Annotated in this window: 22 protein-coding genes; 7 read left to right on the top strand and 15 right to left on the bottom strand. The window is 70.5% G+C overall.

Features of this window, described 5'->3' with window-relative positions:
- Window positions 1-88: 88 nt before the first annotated feature.
- Complete coding sequence (locus tag AB0I77_RS01975) at window positions 89-1,006, bottom strand: NmrA/HSCARG family protein (RefSeq protein ID WP_363280310.1); 918 nt, start codon at window positions 1,004-1,006, stop codon at window positions 89-91.
- Window positions 1,007-1,216: 210 nt separating this feature from the next.
- Between AB0I77_RS01975 and AB0I77_RS01970 the strand changes: the two genes are divergently transcribed.
- Entirely contained in the window at window positions 1,217-1,615 is a 399-nt protein-coding gene (locus AB0I77_RS01970) for a MerR family transcriptional regulator (protein WP_363280309.1), read from the top strand.
- Window positions 1,616-2,043: 428 nt separating this feature from the next.
- Here AB0I77_RS01970 and AB0I77_RS01965 read toward each other — a convergent pair whose 3' ends face one another.
- The 6 genes from AB0I77_RS01965 to leuA form a co-directional block, all read right to left on the bottom strand.
- Complete coding sequence (locus AB0I77_RS01965; RefSeq protein ID WP_363280308.1) at window positions 2,044-3,240, bottom strand: sialidase family protein; 1,197 nt, start codon at window positions 3,238-3,240, stop codon at window positions 2,044-2,046.
- 66 nt (window positions 3,241-3,306) lie between these two features.
- Window positions 3,307-3,975 (bottom strand): response regulator transcription factor, encoded by a 669-nt coding sequence (locus tag AB0I77_RS01960; RefSeq protein ID WP_363280307.1) that lies wholly within the window; start codon window positions 3,973-3,975, stop codon window positions 3,307-3,309.
- Window positions 3,972-5,156, bottom strand: coding sequence for a histidine kinase (locus tag AB0I77_RS01955; protein WP_363280558.1), 1,185 nt, complete (start codon window positions 5,154-5,156; stop codon window positions 3,972-3,974). Before AB0I77_RS01955 ends, AB0I77_RS01960 begins: the two co-directional genes overlap by 4 nt.
- 86 nt (window positions 5,157-5,242) lie before the next feature.
- Window positions 5,243-7,324, bottom strand: coding sequence for an MMPL family transporter (locus AB0I77_RS01950; RefSeq protein WP_363280306.1), 2,082 nt, complete (start codon window positions 7,322-7,324; stop codon window positions 5,243-5,245).
- A 151-nt stretch (window positions 7,325-7,475) separates the two neighbouring features.
- On the bottom strand, window positions 7,476-8,171 hold the full coding sequence (locus AB0I77_RS01945) for a TerB family tellurite resistance protein (protein WP_363280305.1): 696 nt from the start codon (window positions 8,169-8,171) through the stop codon (window positions 7,476-7,478).
- A 185-nt stretch (window positions 8,172-8,356) separates the two neighbouring features.
- Window positions 8,357-10,078: a 2-isopropylmalate synthase gene (leuA, locus tag AB0I77_RS01940; RefSeq protein ID WP_363280304.1), complete on the bottom strand. Its 1,722-nt coding sequence runs from the start codon at window positions 10,076-10,078 to the stop codon at window positions 8,357-8,359.
- Window positions 10,079-10,398: 320 nt separating this feature from the next.
- Here leuA and AB0I77_RS01935 point away from each other — a divergent pair, with 320 nt between their 5' ends.
- From AB0I77_RS01935 to AB0I77_RS01925, 3 genes are all read left to right on the top strand, one after another.
- Window positions 10,399-11,469 (top strand): M4 family metallopeptidase, encoded by a 1,071-nt coding sequence (locus tag AB0I77_RS01935; protein WP_363280303.1) that lies wholly within the window; start codon window positions 10,399-10,401, stop codon window positions 11,467-11,469.
- Between the two features lie 21 nt (window positions 11,470-11,490).
- Window positions 11,491-11,757 (top strand): protealysin inhibitor emfourin, encoded by a 267-nt coding sequence (locus tag AB0I77_RS01930; RefSeq protein ID WP_363280302.1) that lies wholly within the window; start codon window positions 11,491-11,493, stop codon window positions 11,755-11,757.
- 70 nt (window positions 11,758-11,827) lie between these two features.
- Window positions 11,828-13,150, top strand: coding sequence for a GH1 family beta-glucosidase (locus AB0I77_RS01925; RefSeq protein WP_363280301.1), 1,323 nt, complete (start codon window positions 11,828-11,830; stop codon window positions 13,148-13,150).
- 2 nt (window positions 13,151-13,152) lie between these two features.
- Here the strand turns inward: AB0I77_RS01925 and AB0I77_RS01920 are convergent, their stop codons facing one another.
- Entirely contained in the window at window positions 13,153-14,010 is an 858-nt protein-coding gene (locus tag AB0I77_RS01920; RefSeq protein WP_363280557.1) for an NAD-dependent epimerase/dehydratase family protein, read from the bottom strand.
- Window positions 14,011-14,129: 119 nt separating this feature from the next.
- On the opposite strand from AB0I77_RS01920, the gene AB0I77_RS01915 reads away from it, so the two are divergent.
- The gene (locus AB0I77_RS01915) at window positions 14,130-14,981 is read left to right on the top strand and encodes a helix-turn-helix transcriptional regulator (protein ID WP_363280300.1); all 852 of its coding nucleotides are present in this window, start codon (window positions 14,130-14,132) and stop codon (window positions 14,979-14,981) included.
- 34 nt (window positions 14,982-15,015) lie between these two features.
- Here AB0I77_RS01915 and era read toward each other — a convergent pair whose 3' ends face one another.
- Complete coding sequence (gene era, locus AB0I77_RS01910; RefSeq protein WP_363280299.1) at window positions 15,016-15,984, bottom strand: GTPase Era; 969 nt, start codon at window positions 15,982-15,984, stop codon at window positions 15,016-15,018.
- Between the two features lie 169 nt (window positions 15,985-16,153).
- Here era and AB0I77_RS01905 point away from each other — a divergent pair, with 169 nt between their 5' ends.
- Window positions 16,154-16,492 carry a P-II family nitrogen regulator gene (locus AB0I77_RS01905; protein ID WP_363280298.1) on the top strand — a complete coding sequence of 113 codons (339 nt, stop codon included), beginning with the start codon at window positions 16,154-16,156 and terminating at the stop codon, window positions 16,490-16,492.
- Window positions 16,493-16,515: 23 nt separating this feature from the next.
- Here AB0I77_RS01905 and AB0I77_RS01900 read toward each other — a convergent pair whose 3' ends face one another.
- The 3 genes from AB0I77_RS01900 to AB0I77_RS01890 all read right to left on the bottom strand — a co-directional run bounded on the left by AB0I77_RS01900 (window position 16,516) and on the right by AB0I77_RS01890 (window position 18,439).
- Window positions 16,516-16,992: a hypothetical protein gene (locus AB0I77_RS01900; RefSeq protein WP_363280297.1), complete on the bottom strand. Its 477-nt coding sequence runs from the start codon at window positions 16,990-16,992 to the stop codon at window positions 16,516-16,518.
- 253 nt (window positions 16,993-17,245) lie between these two features.
- Entirely contained in the window at window positions 17,246-17,596 is a 351-nt protein-coding gene (locus AB0I77_RS01895; protein WP_363280296.1) for a cytidine deaminase, read from the bottom strand.
- Window positions 17,597-17,623: 27 nt separating this feature from the next.
- Window positions 17,624-18,439: a helix-turn-helix transcriptional regulator gene (locus AB0I77_RS01890; protein WP_363280556.1), complete on the bottom strand. Its 816-nt coding sequence runs from the start codon at window positions 18,437-18,439 to the stop codon at window positions 17,624-17,626.
- Between the two features lie 148 nt (window positions 18,440-18,587).
- Here AB0I77_RS01890 and AB0I77_RS01885 point away from each other — a divergent pair, with 148 nt between their 5' ends.
- Complete coding sequence (locus AB0I77_RS01885; RefSeq protein ID WP_363280295.1) at window positions 18,588-20,030, top strand: MFS transporter; 1,443 nt, start codon at window positions 18,588-18,590, stop codon at window positions 20,028-20,030.
- Here AB0I77_RS01885 and AB0I77_RS01880 read toward each other — a convergent pair.
- From AB0I77_RS01880 to ybeY, 3 genes are read right to left on the bottom strand one after another with little or no spacing between them, the layout of a single operon-like run.
- A complete protein-coding gene (locus tag AB0I77_RS01880) occupies window positions 19,992-20,351 on the bottom strand; it encodes an MmcQ/YjbR family DNA-binding protein (RefSeq protein ID WP_363280294.1) in 360 nt (119 codons plus the stop codon). The two genes, AB0I77_RS01885 and AB0I77_RS01880, sit on opposite strands and share 39 nt — an antisense overlap.
- A complete protein-coding gene (locus AB0I77_RS01875) occupies window positions 20,348-21,652 on the bottom strand; it encodes a hemolysin family protein (RefSeq protein ID WP_363280293.1) in 1,305 nt (434 codons plus the stop codon). The genes AB0I77_RS01880 and AB0I77_RS01875 overlap by 4 nt, the downstream gene beginning before the upstream one ends.
- Window positions 21,649-22,146: an rRNA maturation RNase YbeY gene (gene ybeY / locus AB0I77_RS01870; protein WP_363280292.1), complete on the bottom strand. Its 498-nt coding sequence runs from the start codon at window positions 22,144-22,146 to the stop codon at window positions 21,649-21,651. The genes AB0I77_RS01875 and ybeY overlap by 4 nt, the downstream gene beginning before the upstream one ends.
- Window positions 22,147-22,158: the final 12 nt, after the last annotated feature.

Here is a 22,158-nt window from a genome sequence, read left to right as displayed (position 1 = left end):
CGCCGCACCCACCACGGAGGCCTGAACAGGGTGCCTGTCCGCCTGCGCAGCCTGGGCAGATGGAGCAGCTAGGCCGGGAAGGGCTTCGTCAGCGCGGAGCGATGCCCGTGTCCGTGGAACGGAGCGCCTCATCGAGGAGGCCCGCACCAGGGCCCGCCAGCCAGCGGTCGAAGCGCAGCAGGAAGGGGAACTCTGTGCGCAACGCGTCGAGGTTCGCGTTTCCCACCAGCCTGCCGTCGTCCAGGAGTGCTTCCAACTTGCTGAGGACCTCGTCCTGTGCCGGCAGGGTCGTCGACAGGCGGCTGTAGCTGATCGGCCGGCCGGCGGCCTGGGTCAGATGCTCGGCCAGGGCGTTGCCCGTGAGAGCGTCACCGGCGATCACCATGGTGCGGCCGGCGTAGCTTTCGGGTGAGCCGAAGACCGCGGCGACTATGCGGCCGATGTCGCGTACCGCGATGAACTGCATGGCCTGGTCGGGGCGCATCAGGAAGGACAGGTGTCCCCGGTCGAGGCCGATTTCGGGGGTCACCAGGAGCTCCATGAACGCGGTCGGCCGAATGATGGTGCTGGCGATGTCCAGATTCCGGACATGGGCCTCGATACGGCTCTTGGTGTCGAGATGGTCGACGCCCGTTGTCGAGCCCGCGGTGACCGCCGAGCTGTAGATGAGGTGGGCGACGCCGCAGTGCTCGGCGATGTCGGCCACCGCCGTGCCGAAGCGGACCTCGTCCTCGTTGGTCACGTCGGCGCCGGCCTGGCCGGAGTTCGGCTGGACACTGAAGACACCGTGGGCATCAGCGAAGGCCGTGCGGAGCGACTCCGGATCCCCAAGGTCACCACGGACGGTTTCGACGCCGGAGGCGGCCAGGGACCGGGCCCGGTGGCCGGACGGATCGCGCACGACCGCGCGCACCCCCCAGCCGTCGGCCCGCAGCGCAGCGGCGACCGATCCTCCCTGCTGCCCCGTGGCGCCCAGGACGACGACGGTTTTGTTGATGTTGGTCATGCCGACCACGCTGCGCTTTCGGCGATCACGGACGTGTTCCTGATGAACGTTGCTGATTCTTCCCGGGGTCCTGAGAAGTGAGTCGGAGATGTGCCGGTCACAGGCGTGCTCCAGAGTTCGTAAGGGGTGGCTCGCGCCGTGTCCGCTACGCTAAAACCTGACGCCGACGTCAGGTGCAAGCGAGACGTGGAGTCGAGTCAGGAGGCCGGGATGCGGATCGGAGAGGTCGCCGCGAAGGCGGGCGTCAGCGTCAGGGCGCTGCGCTACTACGAGCAGCAGGACTTGCTGCACTCCACCCGGAATCCGGGTGGCCAGCGCCAGTATCCGGCCGGTGCCGTCGAACGGGTCAGGCTGATCCAGCAGCTCTACTCCGTGGGCCTGCCCAGCAAAACCATCCGCGAGGTGCTGCCGTTCGCCGACTCCGGTGAGGCGTCACCGGAACTGCTGGAGCTGCTCGCGGCCGAACGCGACCGCCTCGACCGGCAGATGACGGACCTGCGGGACGTGCGCAACCGGCTGCACGACTGCATCACCCAGGCGCGCAAGTCCATCCTGAAGCAGGGGCGGCCACACTCGCACGGCCCGGACCGTGATCGTTCTCACCGATAACCGCTGTACCGATGTTCCGAGGCCGGAAACGTGCCCAGCCCCGTGCCCGACTCCGTCATGGCTCGCTGAGTCCTACCTGGCCGCCCGCGAAGTGGAGCAGGCGGCGACGGTCGCCGGCCGGGCACTGGACCTGTCCGCCGGAGTCGCCTCCGTTCGCCCCCGCCAGCGCCTCGAACCCACGCTGCGGCAGCCCAGTCCGCACCGGGACCTACCGGCAGTGGCCGAAGTCCTGGAACGGGCCAGGGCGTGACGATCAGGCCTCGTCCTGCCGAGTGGTCCTGTCGATCCAGCGCAGGTAGCCCTCTGCCCCGGTGAGCGGCACCGCCGAGACCTCCGGGTTCTTCCAGAACACCGAGGTACTCAGCCATGCGGCCGAGCCTAGCCCTGGACCGGGATCGGGGGCGGGGGCGGAGCCCCCGCCCCAGCACCTAGCCCAGCTCAGCAACCCCCACCCGCCGGAACTCGATCGTCTCGTACGGCCCCGTCGCACCCGTCTCGTACAGGACCCCGACTGTCCCCCCACCAACCCGCACCAGATCCGAATACGCCGCCCACTGCCCCGACAACGTCACCGCCTTCACGAACGTCCCCCCACCATCATCACTGCGCCAAATCGCCATCGCCCGACGTGCCGTAGGCACAGACGGCCCCGAGAACAGCAACGGTCCGCCGGGAAGCTGAAGCACACTCCCCTGCACCACCGGCACCTCCCCCAACGAGGACTGCACCGCATACGCACGATCCACCGTCTCTCCCCCATCCCCGGAGTACGTGTCGAGCCGATTCCCCGCGCTCACCCCGTTCTGGTCACGTGAGCTGAAGTACAGCCGCCCGTCGGGCAGTTCAGCCGCCGTGGACTCATTCGCGTTGTTGTACCCGTCGTACCCGTCGTAGGACGCGTCCACGAACCCCAGCCGCCAGCTCCACCCCCCGTCGTCGCTGTACATCGCGTGCGCGCTGTAGTACCTGGCCTCCTGTCCCGTGTCCGTCGAACCCGTGGCCGGCGCCGCCGAGTGGTTCGCGGGAACCACCAGCCGCCCCGCGTGCGGTCCACGGGTGAGAGCCACCGCATGCCCCGGCCCGGTCGCGTACCAGCGCCAGTTCGACGGCTTCACCTCCCGCGTGACCTCCCGCGGCGCCGAGAAGCGAACCCCGTCGTCCGAGCTCCGCTGCACGAACACCCGTCGGCTCTGCTCCGGCGTGGTCTCGCCCCGCATGATCTGTCCCTCGGTCACGGCACCGCTGTTGTACGACGTCACGAGGACGACCGCCCCGCTGCGCGGATCCACCACCGGCGCCGGATTGCCCCGCGTGTCCCCCTCCCCGGCCGCGACGACCGCGAGCGGGCCCCAGGTGCAGCCGCCGTCGGTGGAGCGGCGCAGGACGACGTCGATGTCACCGGTGTCGCCCGCGCCGTCGTGTCTGCCCTCGGCGAAGGCGAGGACCGTGCCGCGGGGAGTCGTCACCGCGGCGGGGATGCGGTACGTGTCGTAGCCGCCCTCGCCGGAGACGTACGGCGTGGAGGACGTACAACCGGGGGCGGCGGCGGAAGCGTCCGTCGTGGTGGTGGTGAGCGGGGTCAGGAGTACCGCGGTGACGAGGAGAGTGCGGCTCAGGAGGGTCATCGATCTCCCTTGACGGATTGTCAGACGCGCGTGCCGGAGACGTGCGCGTCGAGTGCTGACTGTCCGTCACATATTCCCCGGCCTCACCATCCCCGACTCATACGCCACCACCACCAGCTGCGCCCGATCCCGCGCCCCCAACTTGCCCATGATCCGGCTGACGTGCGTCTTCGCGGTGAGCGGGCTCAGCCCCAGCGTCTGCGCGATCTCGGTGTTGTTGAGCCCGCACGCGACCAGCGTGAGCACCTCGCGCTCGCGTTCGGAGAGGGACTCGGGGCCGCAGCCCGTCACCGGCCGTGCCGACGGGCCGCGCAGGAACCGTTCGATCAGCCGGGCCGTCGGGCCCGGGGACAGCAGCGCCTCCCCGGCCGCGACCGTGCGGATGGCGTCGAGGAGTTCGGCCGGACGGGTGTCCTTGACCAGGAATCCCGAGGCACCGGCGCGCAGCGCCTCGACGATGTTCTCGTCGGTGTCGTAGGTGGTCAGGACCAGTACCTTCACGCCGGCCAGGTCCTCGTCGGCGGCGATCAGCCGGGTGGCCTCGATGCCGTCCAGGTCGGGCATGCGGATGTCCATCACCACCAGGTCGGCGCGTGCGCCGCGGGCCAGCTCCACCGCCTCCCGGCCGGTCGCCGCCTGTCCGACGACCTCCATGTCCCGCGCCGACTCGACGAGCATCGCGAACGCTTCGCGTACGAGCGTCTGGTCGTCCGCGAGCAGTACCCGGATGGTCATCCGGCCCCCTTCGACGTACTGACGGTCGTCCCGAGCGGCAGTACGGCCGTCACCTCGAACCCGCCCCCGGCCCGTGCCCCGGCGTCGAGTGTGCCACCCACGGTGCGCGCCCGCTCCCGCATGCCGACGAGCCCGAAGCCGGGGGTGCCACCGGGGGTGGGCCCGGTGCCGTCGTCGGTGACCGAGACACGCAGGGCGCCCTCCTCTTCGTACAGCTCGACGCGTACGGCGGGTTCGGGGCCCGCGTGCCGTACCGCGTTGGTCAGCGCCTCCTGGACGATGCGGTACGCGGCGGCGCCCACGGCGGGCGGTGCCCGGCGTACCCGCATGCTCCAGTCGACCCGTGCGCCCGCCAGCCGTGCGGCCTCGACGAGGTCGGTGAGACCGTCGAGTCCGGGCAGCGGGCCCCGGGCCTCGGGCACGGCGCCCCGTTCCCGCAGCACCTCCAGGGTCGTACGGAGTTCGCCGCGGGCGCTCCGGCAGGTGTCGGCTATGTCGTCGAGGGCCTTGGCGACGGTCGCGCGGTCGAGGCGTTCGGGGTCGGCGGCGAGGACGTGCGCGGCCACGCTGGTCTGCACTCCGATCAGCGTGATGCTGTGCGCGAGCAGGTCGTGCAGGTCGCGGGCGATGCGGAGGCGTTCCTCGGCGACGCGGCGCCGGGCCTCCTCCTCACGGGTGCGTTCGGCGCGTTCGGCGCGTTCCAGAGCGGAGGATATGTACTGGCGGTGGACGCGGATGTAGCCGCCGAGCAGCAGTACGGAGATGATCCAGCCGAAGATTCGGATGATCTCGACGAGTCCGTCCGGATTGGTGAGCGCGTTGACGACGATCGTCCCGCCGACGATGGTCAGGCCGGTGTACACGGTGCGGCGGGCGCTGCCGGTGACGGCGACGGTGTAGAGCGCCACCATGGTGACCGGGACGGCGGCGCTGTGGGTGTAGTCGAGCGCGTGGTAGGAGGCGACACAGGCCACCATCGCGAGCATGACGCGCATGGGAAAGCGCCGGCGCCAGGGCAACCCGACGTGCGCGCCGAGCAGCAGCGTCCAGCCGAGCGCGTCGGGACTGCGCCCGTCGTCGACGAAGAGCGCGAGGAGGGTGGCGAGGGCGGCCACCGCGGCGGCGAGGAGGGCGTCGTTGCGCGGAGAGGCGGGCGCCGCGCCGTGGTTGACCGCGGTCATGGTGCGCTCGACGAGGATGTGGGGACGCGGCACGGCTCCATCTTCCGCCGGAAGGCGCCCCTCCGGCAGAAGGGGCGCCCAATGGTTCATACGGGTTCGGGCTGCCGGGTCTGCGCGCCCGGTTCCGGTTGCGGCTCCCGCGACAGCGGGCCCGGCCACCACACCTTCCGCCCCAGGGCCACGCCGGCACTGGTCACCAGGTACGTCCGGACGAGGAAGGTGTCGAGCAGCACGCCGACGGCGATCACGAAGCCCAGCTCGACCAGCTGCACCAGGCCCATGTTCAGCAGCACGCCGAAGGTCGCGGCGAGGACGAGCCCCGCGGAGGCGATGACGCCGCCCGTCGTCCGCAGCGCGGTGAGCGCGGCGGTCACCGGTTCGGCGCCCGCCAGGGATTCCTCCCGCATGCGGTGCATCAGGAAGATGCCGTAGTCGACGCCGAGGGCGACGAGGAACACGAACGACAGCAGCCCGAGCCCCGGATCGGTCCCCTCGAAGCCGAAGACCGGCCCGAAGACCAGCCCGCCGATGCCGAGCGACGCGCCCCACACCGCGACCACGGCGGCCACCAGCAGCAGCGGCGCTACGAGCGAGCGCAGCAGGGCGACCAGGATCAGCAGTACGGAGGCCAGGACGAGCGGCACGACGATCTTCATGTCGCTGGAGTTGGTGTCCTTCAGGTCGAGTTGCTCGGCGCTCGGACCGCCGATGTAGGAGCCGTCGAGTTCCGCGCGCAGGGACTTGATCGTGGCGGTCTCGCCCGCCGACTGGGGCGCGTCCTTGGCGACCACGGAGATCTCCGTCCAGCCCTCCCCGCTGCGCCCCCGTTCGACGCTCGCGACACCCTGGTGGTCCTTCAGCGTCGCCAGGGTGGCGTCGGCCTGCCCGCTGGGGGTGATCACGTTGATCGGCTGGGTGCTCGCCTCGGGGTAGGCGGCGGCGAGCGTCTGCATCGCGACGACCGCCTCGGGCCTGTCGACGAAGGAGTCCTCCTGCTTGACCGTCCCGGGCAGGTTCAGCATGCCCAGCGCGAGGGCGCCGAGCAGGACCACACCGCCCGCGAGCACGGCCAGCGGCCGCCGCCCGGCGGAACTGCCCATCGCGGCGAACAGCGACCTGCGCTCCTTGGGTTGGCTCCCGAAGGCGGGCACCAGCGGCCAGAACACCCGGCGGCCGAGCAGCACCAGGAGCGCGGGCAGCAGCGTCAGCATGGCGAGGAGCGCGGACAGTACGCCGACGGTGCCCATCGGGCCCATGCCGCGGCTGCTGTTGAGGTCGGCGGCGAGCAGGCACAGCAGTCCGACGGCGACCGTGCCGGACGAGGCGAGGACGGCGGGGCCGCAGCCGCGCAGGGCGGCCCGCATCGCGTCGTACGGCCGCTCGATGCGCCGCAGTTCCTCGCGGTAGCGGGCGATCAGCAGCAGCGCGTAGTCGGTGCCCACGCCGAACACGAGGATCGTCATGATGCCCGTGCTCTGGCCGGAGACGCTCGTGTCGAACGCCGAGTGGAGGCCGTAGGCGAAACCCATCGAGAGGTAGTCGGCGACGCCCGCCACGGCGAGCGGCACGAGCCACAGCAGGGGGCTCCGGTAGATGATGATCAGCAGGATCGCGACCACGCCGACGGTGGTGTAGAGCAGCGGGCCGTCGAGCGAGTCGTAGACCGCGCCGGCGTCGGTGGCCAGCGCCCCCGGGCCGCCCACGTCGACGCTCAGCCCGCCGTCCCCCTGGGCGACATCCCGTACGTCGTTGACGAACGCGTCCCGGAGTTCCTCGTCGGTCCCGGGCTCATTGCTGGCGACCGGGTACATGAGGGTGGTCCCGTCCTCGGACGGCACGCCCTTCGGGGTTCCGGTCAGCTGGTTCGCGCCCTCGATCTCGTCGACCTGCCGCTGCGCCGTCGTACGGTCGGCGGCGGTGAGCCCGCCGTCCCGGTGGTAGACGAGCACGAGCTCGGTCGTCTCGCCGCCCGGCAACTGCTCCTGGATCTTGGCGACTTGGGTCGAGTCCGCGCTCGCCGGCAGATAGTCCACGGCTCGGTCGGCCTGCACGTCGGACAGCTTGGCCGAGAACGGGCTCATGAAGGCGAGCAGGGCCACCCAGAGCCCGAGCAGCACCCAGGGCACGGCTCGTCGCCGCGTACGCGTGGTTGTCTTTCCGGGCCCCATGTCGAGGTCCCCCCTCCTGAACGGGTGTCTGGACAGGACCAGACTCCCGTCGCGCGGGGAGGGATACGTCGCGCCGGAGGGCGAGTTCGGCGGTACTGCCGGGGGTGACCGGGCGGCGGCGCTACTCCCCGGGGAGTAGCGTCCGTGGCTGCTACGACGGCGTGCGCGCCGCCACCAGCAACCTGGTCACGTCGTCCGCGCAGATGGTCAGGGCGGAGCCGACGATCGCGAGGACGTCCCGCTCGGCCGGGGTGTACGGCCCGTCCGCGAGGGCGATGCGGGCGCCCTGGAGCAGGACCGATTCGCGGCCGGCGGGAGCGAGGTGCGGGGCGAGCGGGTCCAGGGCCTCGTGCAGCTCTATGGCGAGCCCGGCTCCGCAGGGGCGGCCGTAGACCCGGCCGGTGTCCGCGGCCAGCGCCTCGACGAGGGCGTTCAGCTGCTCCTCGGTGCAGTCGTCGAAGCCGGCGGCGCGGACGGTGGCCGCGGCGGTCTCCAGGGACGCACGGGCGCAGCTGCCGCCCGCCGCCAGCACCGCGAGGGCGACGGTGTGCACGGCGTCGCGGAGCATCGCGGAGAAGCGGGTGGTGGTCGGGTGGTCGAGGACGTCGGTGCCGAAGTGGCGGCGGCAGGCGGCGCACTCGACGACGGGGCCGGTCTCGCCGCGCGGGACGACGGGCATGCCGAGGAGAGTGAAGCGGCGGCGGCCCGTCAGCCGCTGGTAGTTGCGGTCTCCTCCGCAACCGGGGCAGAAGAACTCGCCGTCGCCGACGGTCGTCCACGCGGTACGGGTGCCCAGGAGGCGCGCAGGCCTGGCGGCACGGCCGTTTCGTCCCCGTCCTGGCAGCACGTCGCACCTCCGTAACCCCGCGGCAACATCGCCGCGCTTGCGTGATGTTAGCCACATGCGGGAGGCGGAGTCAGTACCCCGGAGGAGACCTTTCCGTGACCTGCACACGGAATGGCCGGTAAACGACCAGGCCCCGCCCGCCCGTCGAGGGGCGAACGGGGCCGGTGAACCGCAGGTCGGACCGGTCAGCGAGTCGCCCGGTTGACGGCGGAGACGACCGCCTTCAGCGAGGCACGCGTCGTGTTCGCGTCGATCCCGATCCCCCAAAGGATCTTGTCGTCGATCGCGCATTCGATGTACGAGGCGGCCTGCGCGGAGGCGCCCTCGCTCATCGTGTGCTCCTGGTAGTCGAGCAGGCGTACGTCGACGCCGACGGACTGGAGGGCGTCGAAGAAGGCCGAGATCGGACCGTTGCCGGTACCGGTCAGGATGGTGTCGGCGCCGTCGACCGTGGCCTCGACGGTGAGCGTGTCGACGCCGTCCTTGTCGGTGGTCGACTGGCCGTTCTTGACCTGAACACGGCCCCACGCGTTGTCGGGGTTGGGCAGGTACTCGTCCTGAAAGGCCGCCCAGATGTCCTTCGGGGTGACCTCGCCGCCCTCGGCGTCCGTCTTGGCCTGGATGATCTTCGAGAACTCGATCTGCATCCGGCGGGGCAGGTCCAGCTTGTGGTCGTTCTTCAGGACGTAGGCGATACCGCCCTTGCCGGACTGCGAGTTGACCCGGATGACGGCCTCGTAGGAGCGGCCGACGTCCTTCGGGTCGATCGGCAGGTACGGCACCGCCCACTCGATGTCGTCGACGGTGACGCCCTTGGCGGCGGCGTCGGCCTCCATCGCGTCGAAGCCCTTCTTGATGGCGTCCTGGTGGGAGCCGGAGAAGGACGTGTAGACCAGGTCGCCCACGTACGGGTGGCGCGGGTGGACCTCCATCTGGTTGCAGTACTCCCACGTACGACGGATCTCGTCGATGTCGGAGAAGTCGATCTGCGGGTCGACGCCCTGGGAGAAGAGGTTCATGCCCAGGGTGACCAGGTCGACGTTGCCGGTGCGCTCGCCCTGTCCGAACAGGCAGCCCTCGACGCGGTCGGCGCCGGCCATCAGCGCCAGTTCGGCGGCGGCGACGGCCGTACCGCGGTCGTTGTGGGGGTGGATCGACAGGACGACGTGCTCGCGGCGGGTCAGGTTGCGGCCCATCCACTCGAAGCGGTCCGCGTGCGTGGACGGCGTCGAACGCTCCACGGTGGCGGGCAGGTTGAGGATGATCTCGCGGTCCGGGCCGGGCTGCCAGACGTCCATGACCGCCTCGCAGACCTCCAGCGCGAAGTCCAGCTCGGTGTCGGTGAAGATCTCGGGGCTGTACTGGTAGCCGAAGTGCGTCTCGGGGCCCAGCAGCTTCTCGGCGTACTCCATGACCAGCCGCGTGCCGTCGACGGCGATCTGCTTGATCTGGTCCTTGGAGCCGCGGAAGACGACCCGGCGGAAGACCGGGGCGGTGGCGTTGTAGAGGTGGACGGTGGCGCGCTTGGCGCCCTTCAGGGACTCCACCGTCCGCTCGATCAGGTCCTCGCGGGCCTGGGTCAGCACGGAGATCGTGACGTCGTCCGGGATGGCACCGGGCTCTTCGACGATGGAGCGTACGAAGTCGAAGTCGGTCTGCCCCGAGGCCGGGAAGCCGACCTCGATCTCCTTGTAGCCCAGCTTGACCAGCAGGTCGAACATCGCTCGCTTGCGCGCCGGCGACATGGGGTCGATCAGGGCCTGGTTGCCGTCGCGCAGGTCGGTGGAGAGCCAGCGGGGAGCGGTGGTGATCCGGTTGCCCGGCCACGTGCGGTCCGGGATGTCGACCTGCTCGTAGCGGCCGTACTTGTGGATCGGCATGGAACTGGGCTGCTGGCGATTCGCCATGATGCGGGGGCTCCTCAGGATGTCCGGAAGGACGGCCGACGACGCAACGCCAAGCTCCGCGGGGAGGGAGTCGGCCTCGACTACAGGCCCTCGCCGCGGCAGCTAAGGAGAAGCAGCCCGAAACGCATAATGCTCCGCAGCCTAGCTGAGCCTCTCCGGTCGCGTGGGTCCGTATCAGTATGCGGGACCACAGGAGAAACCGGGACAAAGTGCGAGCTATACCACAGCCCTCCGGACCCGGCGAGCGATTGTCCGCACATTTCACACAATCATGGTTGCGGGTAGTGACAACGGCATAACTCAGTGCAAGGGTGCCGGGCATGACCATCAACGGGGGCTTCGAGCCCGTCTTCTGCACCATCGTGCCGCCACACGTCCTGGACAAGCTCGCCCAGAACGAGAACCCGGCGCTCTCCGGTCCCGCCCGGCGCACCCTGATGCGTGACGCCCAGGAGCGCGGCCGCCGTCGCGTGACCGCCGAGTTCCGTTCGGCCGCCGCTCCGACGGCGAAGGCACCGTCGGACCAGCCGCTGCGCACCATCTACGACGCCGGGAACAAGACCGACCTGCCCGGCACCGAGGTGCGCACCGAGGGCCAGGATCCCGGCCAGGACGCCACGGTCAACCGCGCCTACGCCGGTCTCGGCGCCACCTTCGACCTCTTCCTCAAGGCCTACCAGCGCCACTCGATCGACGGCGACGGCCTGCCCCTGGACGCCACCGTCCACTACGACGAGAACTACGGCAACGCCTTCTGGAACGGCGAGCAGATGGTGTTCGGCGACGGTGACGGCGAGATCTTCCTCGACTTCACCATCCCGATCGACGTCATCGGCCACGAGCTGACCCACGGCGTCACGCAGCACACGGCGAACCTCACCTACTTCGGCCAGCCGGGTGCCCTGAACGAGTCGATGTCCGACGTCTTCGGCTCGCTCATCAAGCAGTACACGCTCGGCCAGACCGCCGCCGAGGCCGACTGGCTGATCGGCGCGGGCCTGCTCGCCCCGAGCGTCACCGGTACGGCCCTGCGCTCCATGAAGGAACCGGGCAGCGCGTACGACGACGACGTCCTCGGCAAGGACCCGCAGCCCGCGACCATGGACGACTTCGTCCGCACCGGCCGCGACAACGGCGGCGTCCACATCAACTCCGGCATCCCCAACCACGCCTTCTATCTGGCCGCCACCGCCCTCGGCGGCCACGCCTGGGAGAAGGCGGGCCAGATCTGGTACGACGTCCTGACCGGCGGCGAGCTGACCGAGAAGGCCTTCTTCGCCGACTTCGCCAAGCTGACCGTCAAGGCCGCGCGCGAGCGCTTCGGCGACGGCGGCGAGGAACTCCAGGCGGTGGAGAAGGCCTGGGAGCAGGTCGGGGTGCGCATTCTCTGACTCCGTACTAGACAGGAACCCATGCGTATTCAGGTGCGGCGCACGGGCGGATTCGCGGGCATCGAGCGTCATGCCGAGGTGGACACCTCGGACCGGCCCGATGCCCACGAATGGCAGGCCCTGGCCGAGCAGGCGGTCGCCGCCGGCCGGGGCACGCCTCCGATCGGTGTCCCGGACGGCTTCAGCTACCAGATCACCGTGGACGGAAAGACGGTGTACGCGGCCGATCCCCGGCTCACGGAGGAACAACGGAAACTCATCTCGAGAGTCTTGAAAGAGGGTGCGTAACTGGTCGTGTAACTGGTTGTTCACGCCTGCCCGTTGACTTCCGTTACCGCCGGTACGGATGATCCGGCGCATGGCGACGAACCCGATACCCCCGTTCCCGGCCGGCTTCCTGTGGGGCGTCTCGACCTCGGCCCATCAGATCGAGGGAGCCGCGGACGAGCGCGAGCCGTCCGTCTGGGACGCCTTCACGGCCGAGCCGGGGCGGGTGAAGGACGGCTCGACGGCGGCGGTGGCCTGCGACCACTACCACCGCTACCGCGAGGACGTGGCGCTCCTGGCCGACCTGGGCGTGGACGCGTACCGCTTCTCGATCTCCTGGCCGCGCGTGCGTGCCGAGGGCGGCCTGGACTTCTACGACCGCCTGGTGGACGAGCTGTGCGGGGCGGGCGTACAGCCGGTCCCGACCCTCTTCCACTGGGATCTGCCGCTCGCTCTCCAGGAGGCGGGTGGCTGGCTGGAGCGGGACACGGCGGCGCGTTTCGCGGAGTACGTGTCGGTCGTGGCCGAGCGGCTGGGCGACCGCGTGCAGAAGTGGATCACGCTCAACGAACCCGCCGAGCACACGCTGTTCGGGCACGCGCTGGGCGCCCACGCCCCGGGCAAGCAGCTGCTGTTCGACGCCCTCCCGGCCGCCCACCACCAGCTCCTGGCCCACGGTCTGGCCGTACAGGCCCTGCGCGCGGCCGGCGCCACGGACATCGGGATCGCCAACTCGCACGGGCCGACGTGGCCGGCCTCGCGGGAGCCCGCGGACCTGGAGGCGGCGGAGTTCTACGACGTCCTGCTGAACCGGCTGTTCGCGGACCCGCTGCTGCTGGGCGAATACCCGGCGGGGATCGGCGAGTTGATGCCGGGGGACGTCCCGGCCGACCTGAAGGTCATCGGGGAGCCGCTGGACTGGTACGGCATCAACTACTACGCGCCGACCCGGGTGGGCGCACCGCAGGGCACGGACATCGAGTTCGGCGGACTGACGATCCCCGCGGAACTCCCCTTCTCGGTACGGGAGATCGAGGGCGTCCCGGTGACGGACTTCGGCTGGCCGGTGGTACCCGAGGCCCTCACCGAGCTGCTCACCGGCTTTCGCGACCGGTACGGCGACCGGCTCCCGCCGATCGTCATCACCGAGAACGGCTGCTCCTACGAGGGCATCGACGACCAGGACCGGATCGCCTACCTGGACGGTCACCTCCGGGCCCTGCACCGGGCGGTGGAGGCGGGCGTGGACGTACGCGGCTACTTCGTGTGGTCGCTGCTGGACAACTTCGAGTGGGCCGAGGGGTACGCGCGGCGGTTCGGCCTGGTCCACGTGAACTTCGAGGACCCCGCGACGCTGGAGCGGACACCGAAGGCGTCATACGGGTGGTTGCGGGAGGTACTGCGGGCCCGCTGAGGTCACAGGACCCCCGCGTCCCTCGCCGTCCACACCGACGGATACAGCGGGCGGTAGCCCAGCTCGCGGCGGATGCGGGCCGTGGACGCGATGCCCAGCCAGGGATCGGGGTCCGTACGGTTGTCGTACAGGGCGGGCGGGATGTCGATGCCGTTGAGCTGGTACAGGTCGACGGTGGTGACGGGGCTGTCGTCGGCGATGTTGTAGATCCGGCCGTCCGCACCCGGGGCGTACAGCAGCCGCAGAAGCCCCTGGGCCACATCCGCGTGATGGACCATGTGGAGGCGCTGGGTGTCCGGCCAGTAGCTCGCCCACCTCATCGACTGGGCCAGATGCGGGTCCCCCTCGCCGTACACGAAGGCCAGGCGGCCGACCCGTACGTCGAGGCCGTCCAGGGCCAGCAGGCCACGCTCCGCCTCCCCCTTCGACTGCGCGTACGCGCCCCACATGAGGCCGCCGGGCACGACGGGGTCCTCCTCGGTGAGGGGGCGGCCCCGGCCGGTTCCGTACACCACAATGCTGCTGACCTGCACGAACCTGCGTACTCCGGAAGCCGTGGAGGCACGGCCCAGCTCCAGCGCGGCATCGCGGTTGACCGCCCACGCCTCCTCGTCGGGTACGTCCCGGAAGGACGCCGCGATGTTGACCACCGCGTCCGCGCCCGCCAGCGCCTTGCCGAGTACCTCGCCGTCGCGCAGGTCGCCGGTCACGACCTGGGCACCGAGGTCGGCGAACGGCGCGGCCCGCTCCTCGTCGCGCACCAGGACCCGTACCTGGTCCCCGGCCTGTGTCTGTTGCAGCAGCCGCGGTACGAAGCGGCGGCCGACCTGCCCCGTCGTGCCTGTCACCAACGTCAGCATCATGTGCTCCTCTCGTCGGTGACGAGCCTGGTCCCAGGACCCGTACGGCGGGAGAGACCTCCCGATCAGGGGAGCATCAGTCCCTGGATAAGCCGGGCGCGCTCGTCCACGCTGGAGAGGTGAACCGAGCCGAACTCGCCGACTTCCTGCGCCGCAGCCGCACCCGCCTGGAACCCTCCGACGTGGGGCTCACGGCCGGCGCCCGGCGCCGGACACCCGGACTGCGCCGCGAGGAGGTGGCCGCGCTCGCCGGGATGTCCGTGGACTACTACACGCGCCTCGAACAGTCGCGGGGGCCGAGGCCGTCGCGGCAGATGCTGGGCGCGCTGGCGCGGGCGCTGCGGCTGACCGGCGACGAGCGGGACCACCTCTTCCACCTGGTGGGCGAGGAGCCGCCGAGGGACGGGGGCGCCTCCGGGCACGTACGGCCGGGTCTGCTGCTGATCCTGGACCGGCTGTACGACGTGCCCGCGCAGGTGCTCAACGACTACGGCGACCTGCTCGCGCAGAACGCGATGTCGGTGGCCCTCGCGGGCGGGGAGTACAGCGACCGCAACCTCATCCGGCGCTTCTTCACCGACCCGGGGGCCCGCTCGCTGTTCCCGCCCGAGTCCCACGCCGAGCTGGCCCGCTCCCATGTCGCCAACCTGCGCGCCGTCACCGCGGCCCGCCCCGACGACCCGGGTCCGGCCCGCCTGGTGGCCGAACTCCGCGCGCGCAGCGAGGAGTTCGCCCGGTTGTGGGAGACGCACGAGGTGGCGGTGCGGCGCGCCTCGACGAAGCGGTTCCAGCACCCGCTGGTGGGGCTGATGGAGCTGGACTGCGAGGTCCTCGCCTGCTTCGGGCACGACCAGCTGCTGATCGTCCACACCGCCCGGCCCGGGACCGAGTCCTACGAGCGGCTCCAGCTGCTGCGCGTGATCGGCCTCCAGGACATGTCACCCAGCGGCGGCCGGGCCTCCCAGACCTGACGCGAAACCGACCGCCCGGCCGCGTCGGGAGCGATCAGAAGCCCAGCTTCCGCAGCTGCCGGGGGTCGCGCTGCCAGTCCTTGGCGACCTTCACATGCAGGTCGAGGAAGACCGGCGTACCCAGCAGCGCCTCGATCTGCTTGCGCGACTTGATGCCGACCTCCTTCAGGCGCTTGCCCTTGGGGCCGATGATGATGCCCTTCTGGCTGGGGCGCTCGATGTAGACGAAGGCGTGGATGTCCAGGAGGGGCCGGTCCGCGGGCCGGTCCTCGCGGGGGATCATCTCCTCGACCACGACGGCGATGGAGTGCGGCAGCTCGTCGCGCACGCCCTCGAGGGCGGCCTCGCGGATCAGTTCCGCGACCATGACCTGCTCGGGCTCGTCCGTGAGGTCGCCCTCCGGGTACAGCGCCGGCCCCTTCGGCAGCATCGGGATCAGCAGGTTCCCCAGCAGGTCCACCTGCTGGTCGGCGACCGCGGACACCGGCACGATCTCCGCCCACTCGAACCCGAGCTCCCGGCCGAGCTGGTCGATGGCGATGAGCTGCTCGGCGAGGGTCTTGTTGTCGACGAGATCGGTCTTCGTGACGATCGCGATCTTCGGCGTCTTCTTGATGGACGCCAGTTCCTTCGCGATGAAGCGGTCACCGGGACCCAGCTTCTCGTTCGCCGGCAGGCAGAAGCCGATCACGTCGACCTCGGCCCAGGTGGTGCGGACGATGTCGTTCAGCCGCTCGCCCAGCAGCGTGCGCGGCTTGTGCAGCCCAGGGGTGTCCACCAGGATCAGCTGGGCGTCGGGCCGGTGCACGATGCCGCGCACCGTGTGCCGCGTCGTCTGCGGCTGGTTGGCCGTGATCGCCACCTTCTGGCCGACCAGAGCGTTCGTGAGGGTGGACTTGCCCGCGTTGGGGCGACCGACGAAACAGGCGAAGCCCGCCCGGTGGACGGCCTCCGCGGATTCCGACGGCTCGGATGACTGGCTGCGAACGCTCATGCCGCCCATTCTCCCTGATCGTCGGAGCGCCGCCGCACAACCGTCCGCGGGCTTGGCCGCGGCCATGGCCGCAGGAACATGCACCTTCCACCGGCCTGGTCCTTACGGCGCGCGCCCGCGAGCGCATACGATCACCGCGCGTCCTCCGTCCCCTCCGTCCAGAAGGTCAAGACCAGGCATGAAGCTCATCACCGCGATCATCAAGCCGTACCGCCTCGACGAGGTCAAGACCGCGCTCCAGGAGCTCGGCGTGCAGGGCCTGACCGTGACCGAGGCCAGTGGCTACGGCCGTCAGCGCGGCCACACCGAGGTGTACCGAGGCGCCGAGTACCAGGTCGACCTGGTCCCCAAGGTCCGCATCGAGGTCGTCGTCGACGACGCGGACTCGGACGACGTCCTCGACGCGCTCGTCAAGGCCGCGCAGACGGGCAAGATCGGGGACGGCAAGGTGTGGGTCCTGCCGGTGGAGACGGTCGTACGGGTGCGGACCGACGAGCGCGGCCCTGACGCGCTCTGACGGCCCGCACCACTTCTGACGACTCAGTCGAAGACGAACGGGCCCGGCGACTGGGGGGCGGACGCCGTGCAGGTGATGGTGATCCCGAAGACGGTCATCCGCAACGACCCGCCGAACGCCTCCAGGCTGTCACCGGAGGCCACCGTGCCGTCGAGCGGGCCGACCGTGACCGGGTCGCCGGCCGCCATGGCCGGGTTCTTCGTGCCGCTGAAGGCGGTGGAGCCGCCGCCCGCCTTCGCCAGGGTGAGCGTGGAGGCGATCGAGTCCTGCGCCAGGGCGAGCGGCGCGGTGATCGCCGAGGAGGTGAGGGTGATCGTGGCGGCGGTGCCGTCCTGCGTCGCCGTCAGCGTGGCCGCACCGCCGCCGAAGGTGCCGCAGTCGGCGGTGATGGTCGCCGTGTCCGGGGTGACGGCCACGGCGGTGGGCGCGAGGGCGAACCCGGTGACCGCGAGGGCCCCGAGCGCGAGTGCCGCACCAGTTCTTGTTCGCTTGCCTCTCATGGGGATCCGCTTCCCTTCCCGTTGTGGGGAATTGCCATGTGGGGATGGACGGGAATTGCGATGACGAACCACCGGCGAGCGTGGTGCGGGACGCTGCGCGGTCATGAATCTGACGGTCCGTCGGAACTTCCGGTTCCATTGATGCGCGCGTGCCGACACCTGGCAAGGTCTGTTTTCCGCCGCTAATAGCCGACCGAGTCGGGTGGCGGGTGGGCATAGGCCGGGGGGTCTGGGGGCGGAGCCCCCAGGGACCTCAGCCCGCGGCGACAGTCAGCCGAACAGCCCCATCGGTCCCAGCCACCAGCACCGGAGTCCCAAGCCCACCAAGATCCCGTACCGCCGCCAGATCCTCGGCAGACACCCCCGCGGCCTCAGTCACCACCGCCGCCGCCTCCAACGACTTCGCCCCGGACGCCACCGCCATCGCCACCGCCGTCCGCAACGCACTCAACCGCAACGACTCAAGGGCAACGGTCCCGGCGACATACGTACGACCGGTCTCATCCCGCACGGCCGCCCCCTCGGGCACCCCATTACGGGCCCGAGCCGAACGAGCCAGGGTGACGATCTTGCGGTCCTCAGGATCAAGCGCACTGTCGGTCATGACCCGAGCATACGAAGAACCGCTCCCTCACCCCGCCAAGGGGTACATCGCCCCGCGCCGCCCCTCCGGCGAGGCCAGCCACTCCAGCTTGGCCGCGGTGTTCGCCTCGTCCAGCGGGGTGTGCAGGACGACCGTCAGATCGGGCCGGGCCGGCACCTTCATCGCCGTGGACTCCACACACAGCAGCCCGACCAGCGGATGGTCGAGCTCCTTGCGGATCACCCCGGCGTCCTGGATGTCCCGCCGCTCCCACAGCGCGGTGAACTCCGCGCTCAGCTCGTGCAGCCGGGCCAGGACCTCCTGGAAGCCCTCGTCGTCCGGGCGGGCCGAGGAGGCCGCCCGGAACTGGGCGACGACCGTGCGCGCGTTCTGCTCCCAACTCTGCGACCGGGAGCGGTACATGGGGTCGGTGAAGAAGTCGATGATGCAGTTCTGCGTGATCTCGGGCCGCATACCGAGCACCCACGCGGCGGCCTCGTTGTACGTCACGCAGTTGTAGTACATGTCCATGATGTGGGCCGGATACGGCATCCACGCGTCGATCAGCCGCCGCAGCCCCTCGCAGTCGTGGTCCGCCGCGGGTTCGGGGGCGGGCGGGTTCAGCCCGGCGAGGACGTACAGATGGCGGCGTTCGGCGTTGCTGAGCCGCAGCACCCGGGCGACGGAGTCGAGGACCTGCGGGGACACGGAGATGTCCCGTCCCTGCTCCAGCCACTGATACCAGGAGGCGCCCACTCCGGCGAGTACGGCGACCTCCTCGCGGCGCAGCCCCGGCGTCCGGCGCCGTGCCCCGCCGTCGGGCAGCCCGGCCTCGGCCGGGGAGACCCGGGCCCGCCGGCTCATCAGGAACTCGCGCAGCTCACGCAGCCGGTGCGCCTTGCCCGCGCCCGTCTCGATCACATCCGCCACGTACTCCCCCTGACTGGTGGTGCCACCACCAGCACAACTTCCCGCTCCCCACGGCTATTCCGGACCCCGCAGGCTCTTGCGCATGGCGATCGACACCTCCTCCCCGCACCTGCGAGACACAGCCGTCCCCCGTCTCTCACCCCGCGACAAACTCGTCCTCTTCGTCCTGTGCGCCGCCCAGTTCATGGTCGCGCTCGACTTCTCCGTCCTGAATGTCGCCCTGCCCGTCCTCGGCGCGGACCTGGGCATGAGCCAGTCCGCCCTCCAGTGGGCGGTCACGGCGTTCGCGCTGCCGTCCGGCGGCTTCCTGCTTCTCTTCGGCCGCATGGGCGATCTGTACGGCCGTCGCCGGCTGTTCCTGACGGGGCTCGCCCTGTTCGGCGCGGCCTCGCTGCTGGCGACGTTCGCCTGGGACCCGGCGTCGTTCCTGGCCGGACGGGCGCTGCAGGGGCTCGGCGCGGCGGCGATCGTACCGACGGGCATGTCCCTGCTCACCACGACGTTCCCGGAGGGCCCGGCCCGCGACCGCGCGCTCGGCATCTCGGGCACCCTGCTCTCCCTCGGCTTCACCGTCGGCATGGTGGCCGGCGGCGTCCTCACCGACACGCTGGGCTGGCGCTCCACGATGGGCCTGCTCGCGCTGTTCGCGGTGCTCGTCCTGCCGCTGGCCCCGGCCCTGCTGCCCGAGTCGCGCACGCCTGACCGCCCCCGTCTGGACATCCCCGGCGCGATCACCGTCACCGGCGGTCTGCTCTCCCTGATCTACGCCCTGTCGACGGCCGCCGACCACGGCTTCGGCCGCGTCGACGTCATCACGACCCTGATCGCGGGTCTCCTGCTCCTCGCGGCCTTCGTCGCCGTCGAGTCCCGCGCTCAGGCCCCGCTGGTCTCCCTGCCCATGCTGCGCCGCCGCACGGTGGCGTGGGGCAACCTGGGCGGCCTGGTCACCTTCTCGATGATGTCGACGGTCGTCTTCGCCCTGACCCTCTACCTCCAGGAGATCCTGCACCTGTCGGCTTTCGAGACGGGCCTCGTCTTCGGCGTCCAGGGCGCGCTGTCGGTGGTGGCGGGTTCGTACGCCCCGAAGGTCATCGGCCGACTCGGCGCCCGCCGCACGCTGGTCGCCTCGCTCACCGGCCAGGGCGCACTCATCGCGACACTCCTCGCCCTCGACGAGGGCAGCTGGTCGGTGTGGCTCGCGACGGCCGCCGTCTCCCTGGCGAGCATGTGCCACCTGGGCGCGATCATCTCGTACGGCCTGACGGTCACGTCCGGCGTCCCCGACGAGGAACAGGGCCTGGCCACCGGCCTGGTCACCTCCACCCAGCAGATCGGCATCACCGTCGGCATCCCGATCCTGGGCGTCCTCGCCACCACGTCCTCGGACCTGATGTCCGGCGTCCACACGGTCCTGGCGATCGACGCCGTGATCGTGCTGGCGACGGCGGTGCTGGTCGGGGCGGGGCTGCGGACGTGGCGGGCGGGCTCAGGGGCGGTCGAGGCGGAGGCGGTCGGCTCGCGGTAGACCGGCGACGACCAGGTCGTACGAGTCCTCGATGAGCTCCCGGACGAGGCGGTCCGGGAGTTCGCCGTCGACGGTGACGGTGTTCCAGTGGCGCTTGTTCATGTGGTAGCCGGGGATGATGAGCCCCGGGTACTCGCCGCGCAGGCGGATCGCGTCCTCCGGGACGCACTTGAGGTTGACCGTGAGGGGCATCGCGTCCAGGTTCGTCAGGGCGAAGAGCTTGCCCCGCACCTTGAAGACGGACATCTCCGGGTTGAACGGGAAGTCCTCCACCGCCGCGTTGAAGGACAGGCAGAAGGCGCGCAGCTCCTGAGGGGTCACTCCGGTTTCTCCTCCTCCGGGGGGTCCATCGGCCCCACCGGCTCTACCAGCACCGTCACGATCTTGTTCCGGCGGCCCGCCGCTGCCTCCGCCGTCAGCCGCAGCTCGCGGCCGTCGGGGAGGTCGACGACGGAGGAGGCCCCGGCGATGGGCACACGGCCCAGCGCCTTCGCCAGCAGCCCGCCGACCGTCTCCACGTCCTCGTCGTCGTACTCCTCCAGGCCGTACAGCTCGCCGAGGTCGGTGATGTCCAGGCGGGCGGTGACCCGGTGGCGGTCCTCGCCGAGGTCCTCGACGGGCGGGAGTTCGCGGTCGTACTCGTCGGTGATCTCGCCGACGATCTCCTCGAGGATGTCCTCGATGGTGACGATGCCGGCCGTGCCGCCGTACTCGTCGATCACGACGGCCACGTGGTTGCGGTCCCGCTGCATCTCGCGCAGCAGGTCGCCGGCGTTCTTGGTGTCGGGGACGAAGGCGGCCGGGCGCATGGCCGTGGAGACGAGTTCGCTCTCCGCGTCCCGGCTGATGTGCGTCTTGCGGACCAGGTCCTTCAGATACACGATGCCGACGATGTCGTCCTCGCTCTCGCCGGTCACCGGTATGCGCGAGAAACCGGACCTCAACGCCAGGGTGAGCGCCTGGCGGATCGTCTTGTAGCGCTCGATGACGACCAGGTCGGTCCGCGGGACCATGACCTCCCTCACGAGCGTGTCGCCCAGTTCGAAGACCGAGTGCACCATGCGGCGCTCCTCGTCCTCGATGAGCGACTCCTTCTCGGCGAGGTCGACCAGCGCGCGCAGCTCCGCCTCGGAGGCGAAGGGGCCGCGCCTGAAGCCCTTACCGGGGGTCAGCGCATTGCCGATGAGGATGAGCAGCGACGGGATCGGGCCCATGATCCGCGCGAGGGGCAGCAGGATGTACGCCGCCGCCGTCGCCGTGTTCAGGGGGTGCTGGCGGCCGATGGTGCGCGGGGAGACGCCGACGGCGACGTACGACACGAGGACCATGACCCCGATGGCGACCAGGAGGGCCTCGGTGGTGCCGGCGAACTCCTGGAGGCAGCCATAGGTGATGAGGGCCGCCGCCGCCATCTCGCAGGCGACGCGGACCAGCAGCGCCACGTTGAGATAGCGGGTCGGGTCGGCCGCGATCTGCGCGAGCTTCACACTGCCCCGGCGGCCCGTCCGTACGGCCTCCTCGGCGCGGAAGCTGGAGACGCGCGCGAGGCCCGCCTCCGCGCAGGCGGCGAGCCAGGCGACGACCACCAGGGCGATCGCGCCGGACACGAGGGTGGGGCTCATGAGACGGTCGGGGCCGGGGACGGGCCCGTCAGGCCCTTCTCCGCACGCCAGCCGTCCACGATGGCGGCCTGAAGGCCGAACATCTCGGCCTTCTCGTCGGACTCCTCGTGGTCGTAACCGAGAAGGTGCAGCAGCCCATGGACGGTGAGGAGTTGGAGCTCCTCGTCCATGGAGTGCTGCGTGTCCGCTTCCTTGCCCTGCTTCTCGGCGACCTCGGGGCACAGCACGATGTCGCCGAGGAGGCCCTGCGGGGGCTCGTCGTCGTCCTTCGACGGCGGACGCAGTTCGTCCATCGGGAAGGACATGACGTCCGTGGGCCCCGGCAGGTCCATCCACTGGATGTGCAGCTGCTCCATGGCATCGGCGTCCACGACGATCACCGAGAGCTCGGAGAGCGGGTGGATGCGCATCCGTGCGAGCGCGTAGCGGGCGATGTCGAGGATCGCCTGCTCGTCGACCTCGGTTCCGGACTCGTTGTTGACGTCGATCGACATGGCGCTGTGCTT

It is taken from the genome of Streptomyces sp. NPDC050619, assembly GCF_040654815.1.
GTDB lineage: Bacteria > Actinomycetota > Actinomycetes > Streptomycetales > Streptomycetaceae > Streptomyces.
This window is presented reverse-complemented; position numbering and strand designations above follow the sequence as displayed.

What these genes read in the sequence shown, in the direction of transcription:
- AB0I77_RS01975 (WP_363280310.1), bottom strand. Translation starts at nt 1,006, where the DNA reads ATGACCAACATCAACAAAACCGTCGTCGTCCTGGGCGCCACGGGGCAG.
- AB0I77_RS01970 (WP_363280309.1), top strand. Translation starts at nt 1,217, where the DNA reads ATGCGGATCGGAGAGGTCGCCGCGAAGGCGGGCGTCAGCGTCAGGGCG.
- AB0I77_RS01965 (WP_363280308.1), bottom strand. Translation starts at nt 3,240, where the DNA reads ATGACCCTCCTGAGCCGCACTCTCCTCGTCACCGCGGTACTCCTGACC.
- AB0I77_RS01960 (WP_363280307.1), bottom strand. Translation starts at nt 3,975, where the DNA reads ATGACCATCCGGGTACTGCTCGCGGACGACCAGACGCTCGTACGCGAA.
- AB0I77_RS01955 (WP_363280558.1), bottom strand. Translation starts at nt 5,156, where the DNA reads ATGACCGCGGTCAACCACGGCGCGGCGCCCGCCTCTCCGCGCAACGAC.
- AB0I77_RS01950 (WP_363280306.1), bottom strand. Translation starts at nt 7,324, where the DNA reads ATGGGGCCCGGAAAGACAACCACGCGTACGCGGCGACGAGCCGTGCCC.
- leuA (WP_363280304.1), bottom strand. Translation starts at nt 10,078, where the DNA reads ATGGCGAATCGCCAGCAGCCCAGTTCCATGCCGATCCACAAGTACGGC.
- AB0I77_RS01935 (WP_363280303.1), top strand. Translation starts at nt 10,399, where the DNA reads ATGACCATCAACGGGGGCTTCGAGCCCGTCTTCTGCACCATCGTGCCG.
- AB0I77_RS01930 (WP_363280302.1), top strand. Translation starts at nt 11,491, where the DNA reads ATGCGTATTCAGGTGCGGCGCACGGGCGGATTCGCGGGCATCGAGCGT.
- AB0I77_RS01925 (WP_363280301.1), top strand. Translation starts at nt 11,828, where the DNA reads ATGGCGACGAACCCGATACCCCCGTTCCCGGCCGGCTTCCTGTGGGGC.
- AB0I77_RS01920 (WP_363280557.1), bottom strand. Translation starts at nt 14,010, where the DNA reads ATGCTGACGTTGGTGACAGGCACGACGGGGCAGGTCGGCCGCCGCTTC.
- era (WP_363280299.1), bottom strand. Translation starts at nt 15,984, where the DNA reads ATGGGCGGCATGAGCGTTCGCAGCCAGTCATCCGAGCCGTCGGAATCC.
- AB0I77_RS01905 (WP_363280298.1), top strand. Translation starts at nt 16,154, where the DNA reads ATGAAGCTCATCACCGCGATCATCAAGCCGTACCGCCTCGACGAGGTC.
- AB0I77_RS01900 (WP_363280297.1), bottom strand. Translation starts at nt 16,992, where the DNA reads ATGAGAGGCAAGCGAACAAGAACTGGTGCGGCACTCGCGCTCGGGGCC.
- AB0I77_RS01895 (WP_363280296.1), bottom strand. Translation starts at nt 17,596, where the DNA reads ATGACCGACAGTGCGCTTGATCCTGAGGACCGCAAGATCGTCACCCTG.
- AB0I77_RS01890 (WP_363280556.1), bottom strand. Translation starts at nt 18,439, where the DNA reads ATGAGCCGGCGGGCCCGGGTCTCCCCGGCCGAGGCCGGGCTGCCCGAC.
- AB0I77_RS01885 (WP_363280295.1), top strand. Translation starts at nt 18,588, where the DNA reads ATGGCGATCGACACCTCCTCCCCGCACCTGCGAGACACAGCCGTCCCC.
- AB0I77_RS01875 (WP_363280293.1), bottom strand. Translation starts at nt 21,652, where the DNA reads ATGAGCCCCACCCTCGTGTCCGGCGCGATCGCCCTGGTGGTCGTCGCC.
- ybeY (WP_363280292.1), bottom strand. Translation starts at nt 22,146, where the DNA reads ATGTCGATCGACGTCAACAACGAGTCCGGAACCGAGGTCGACGAGCAG.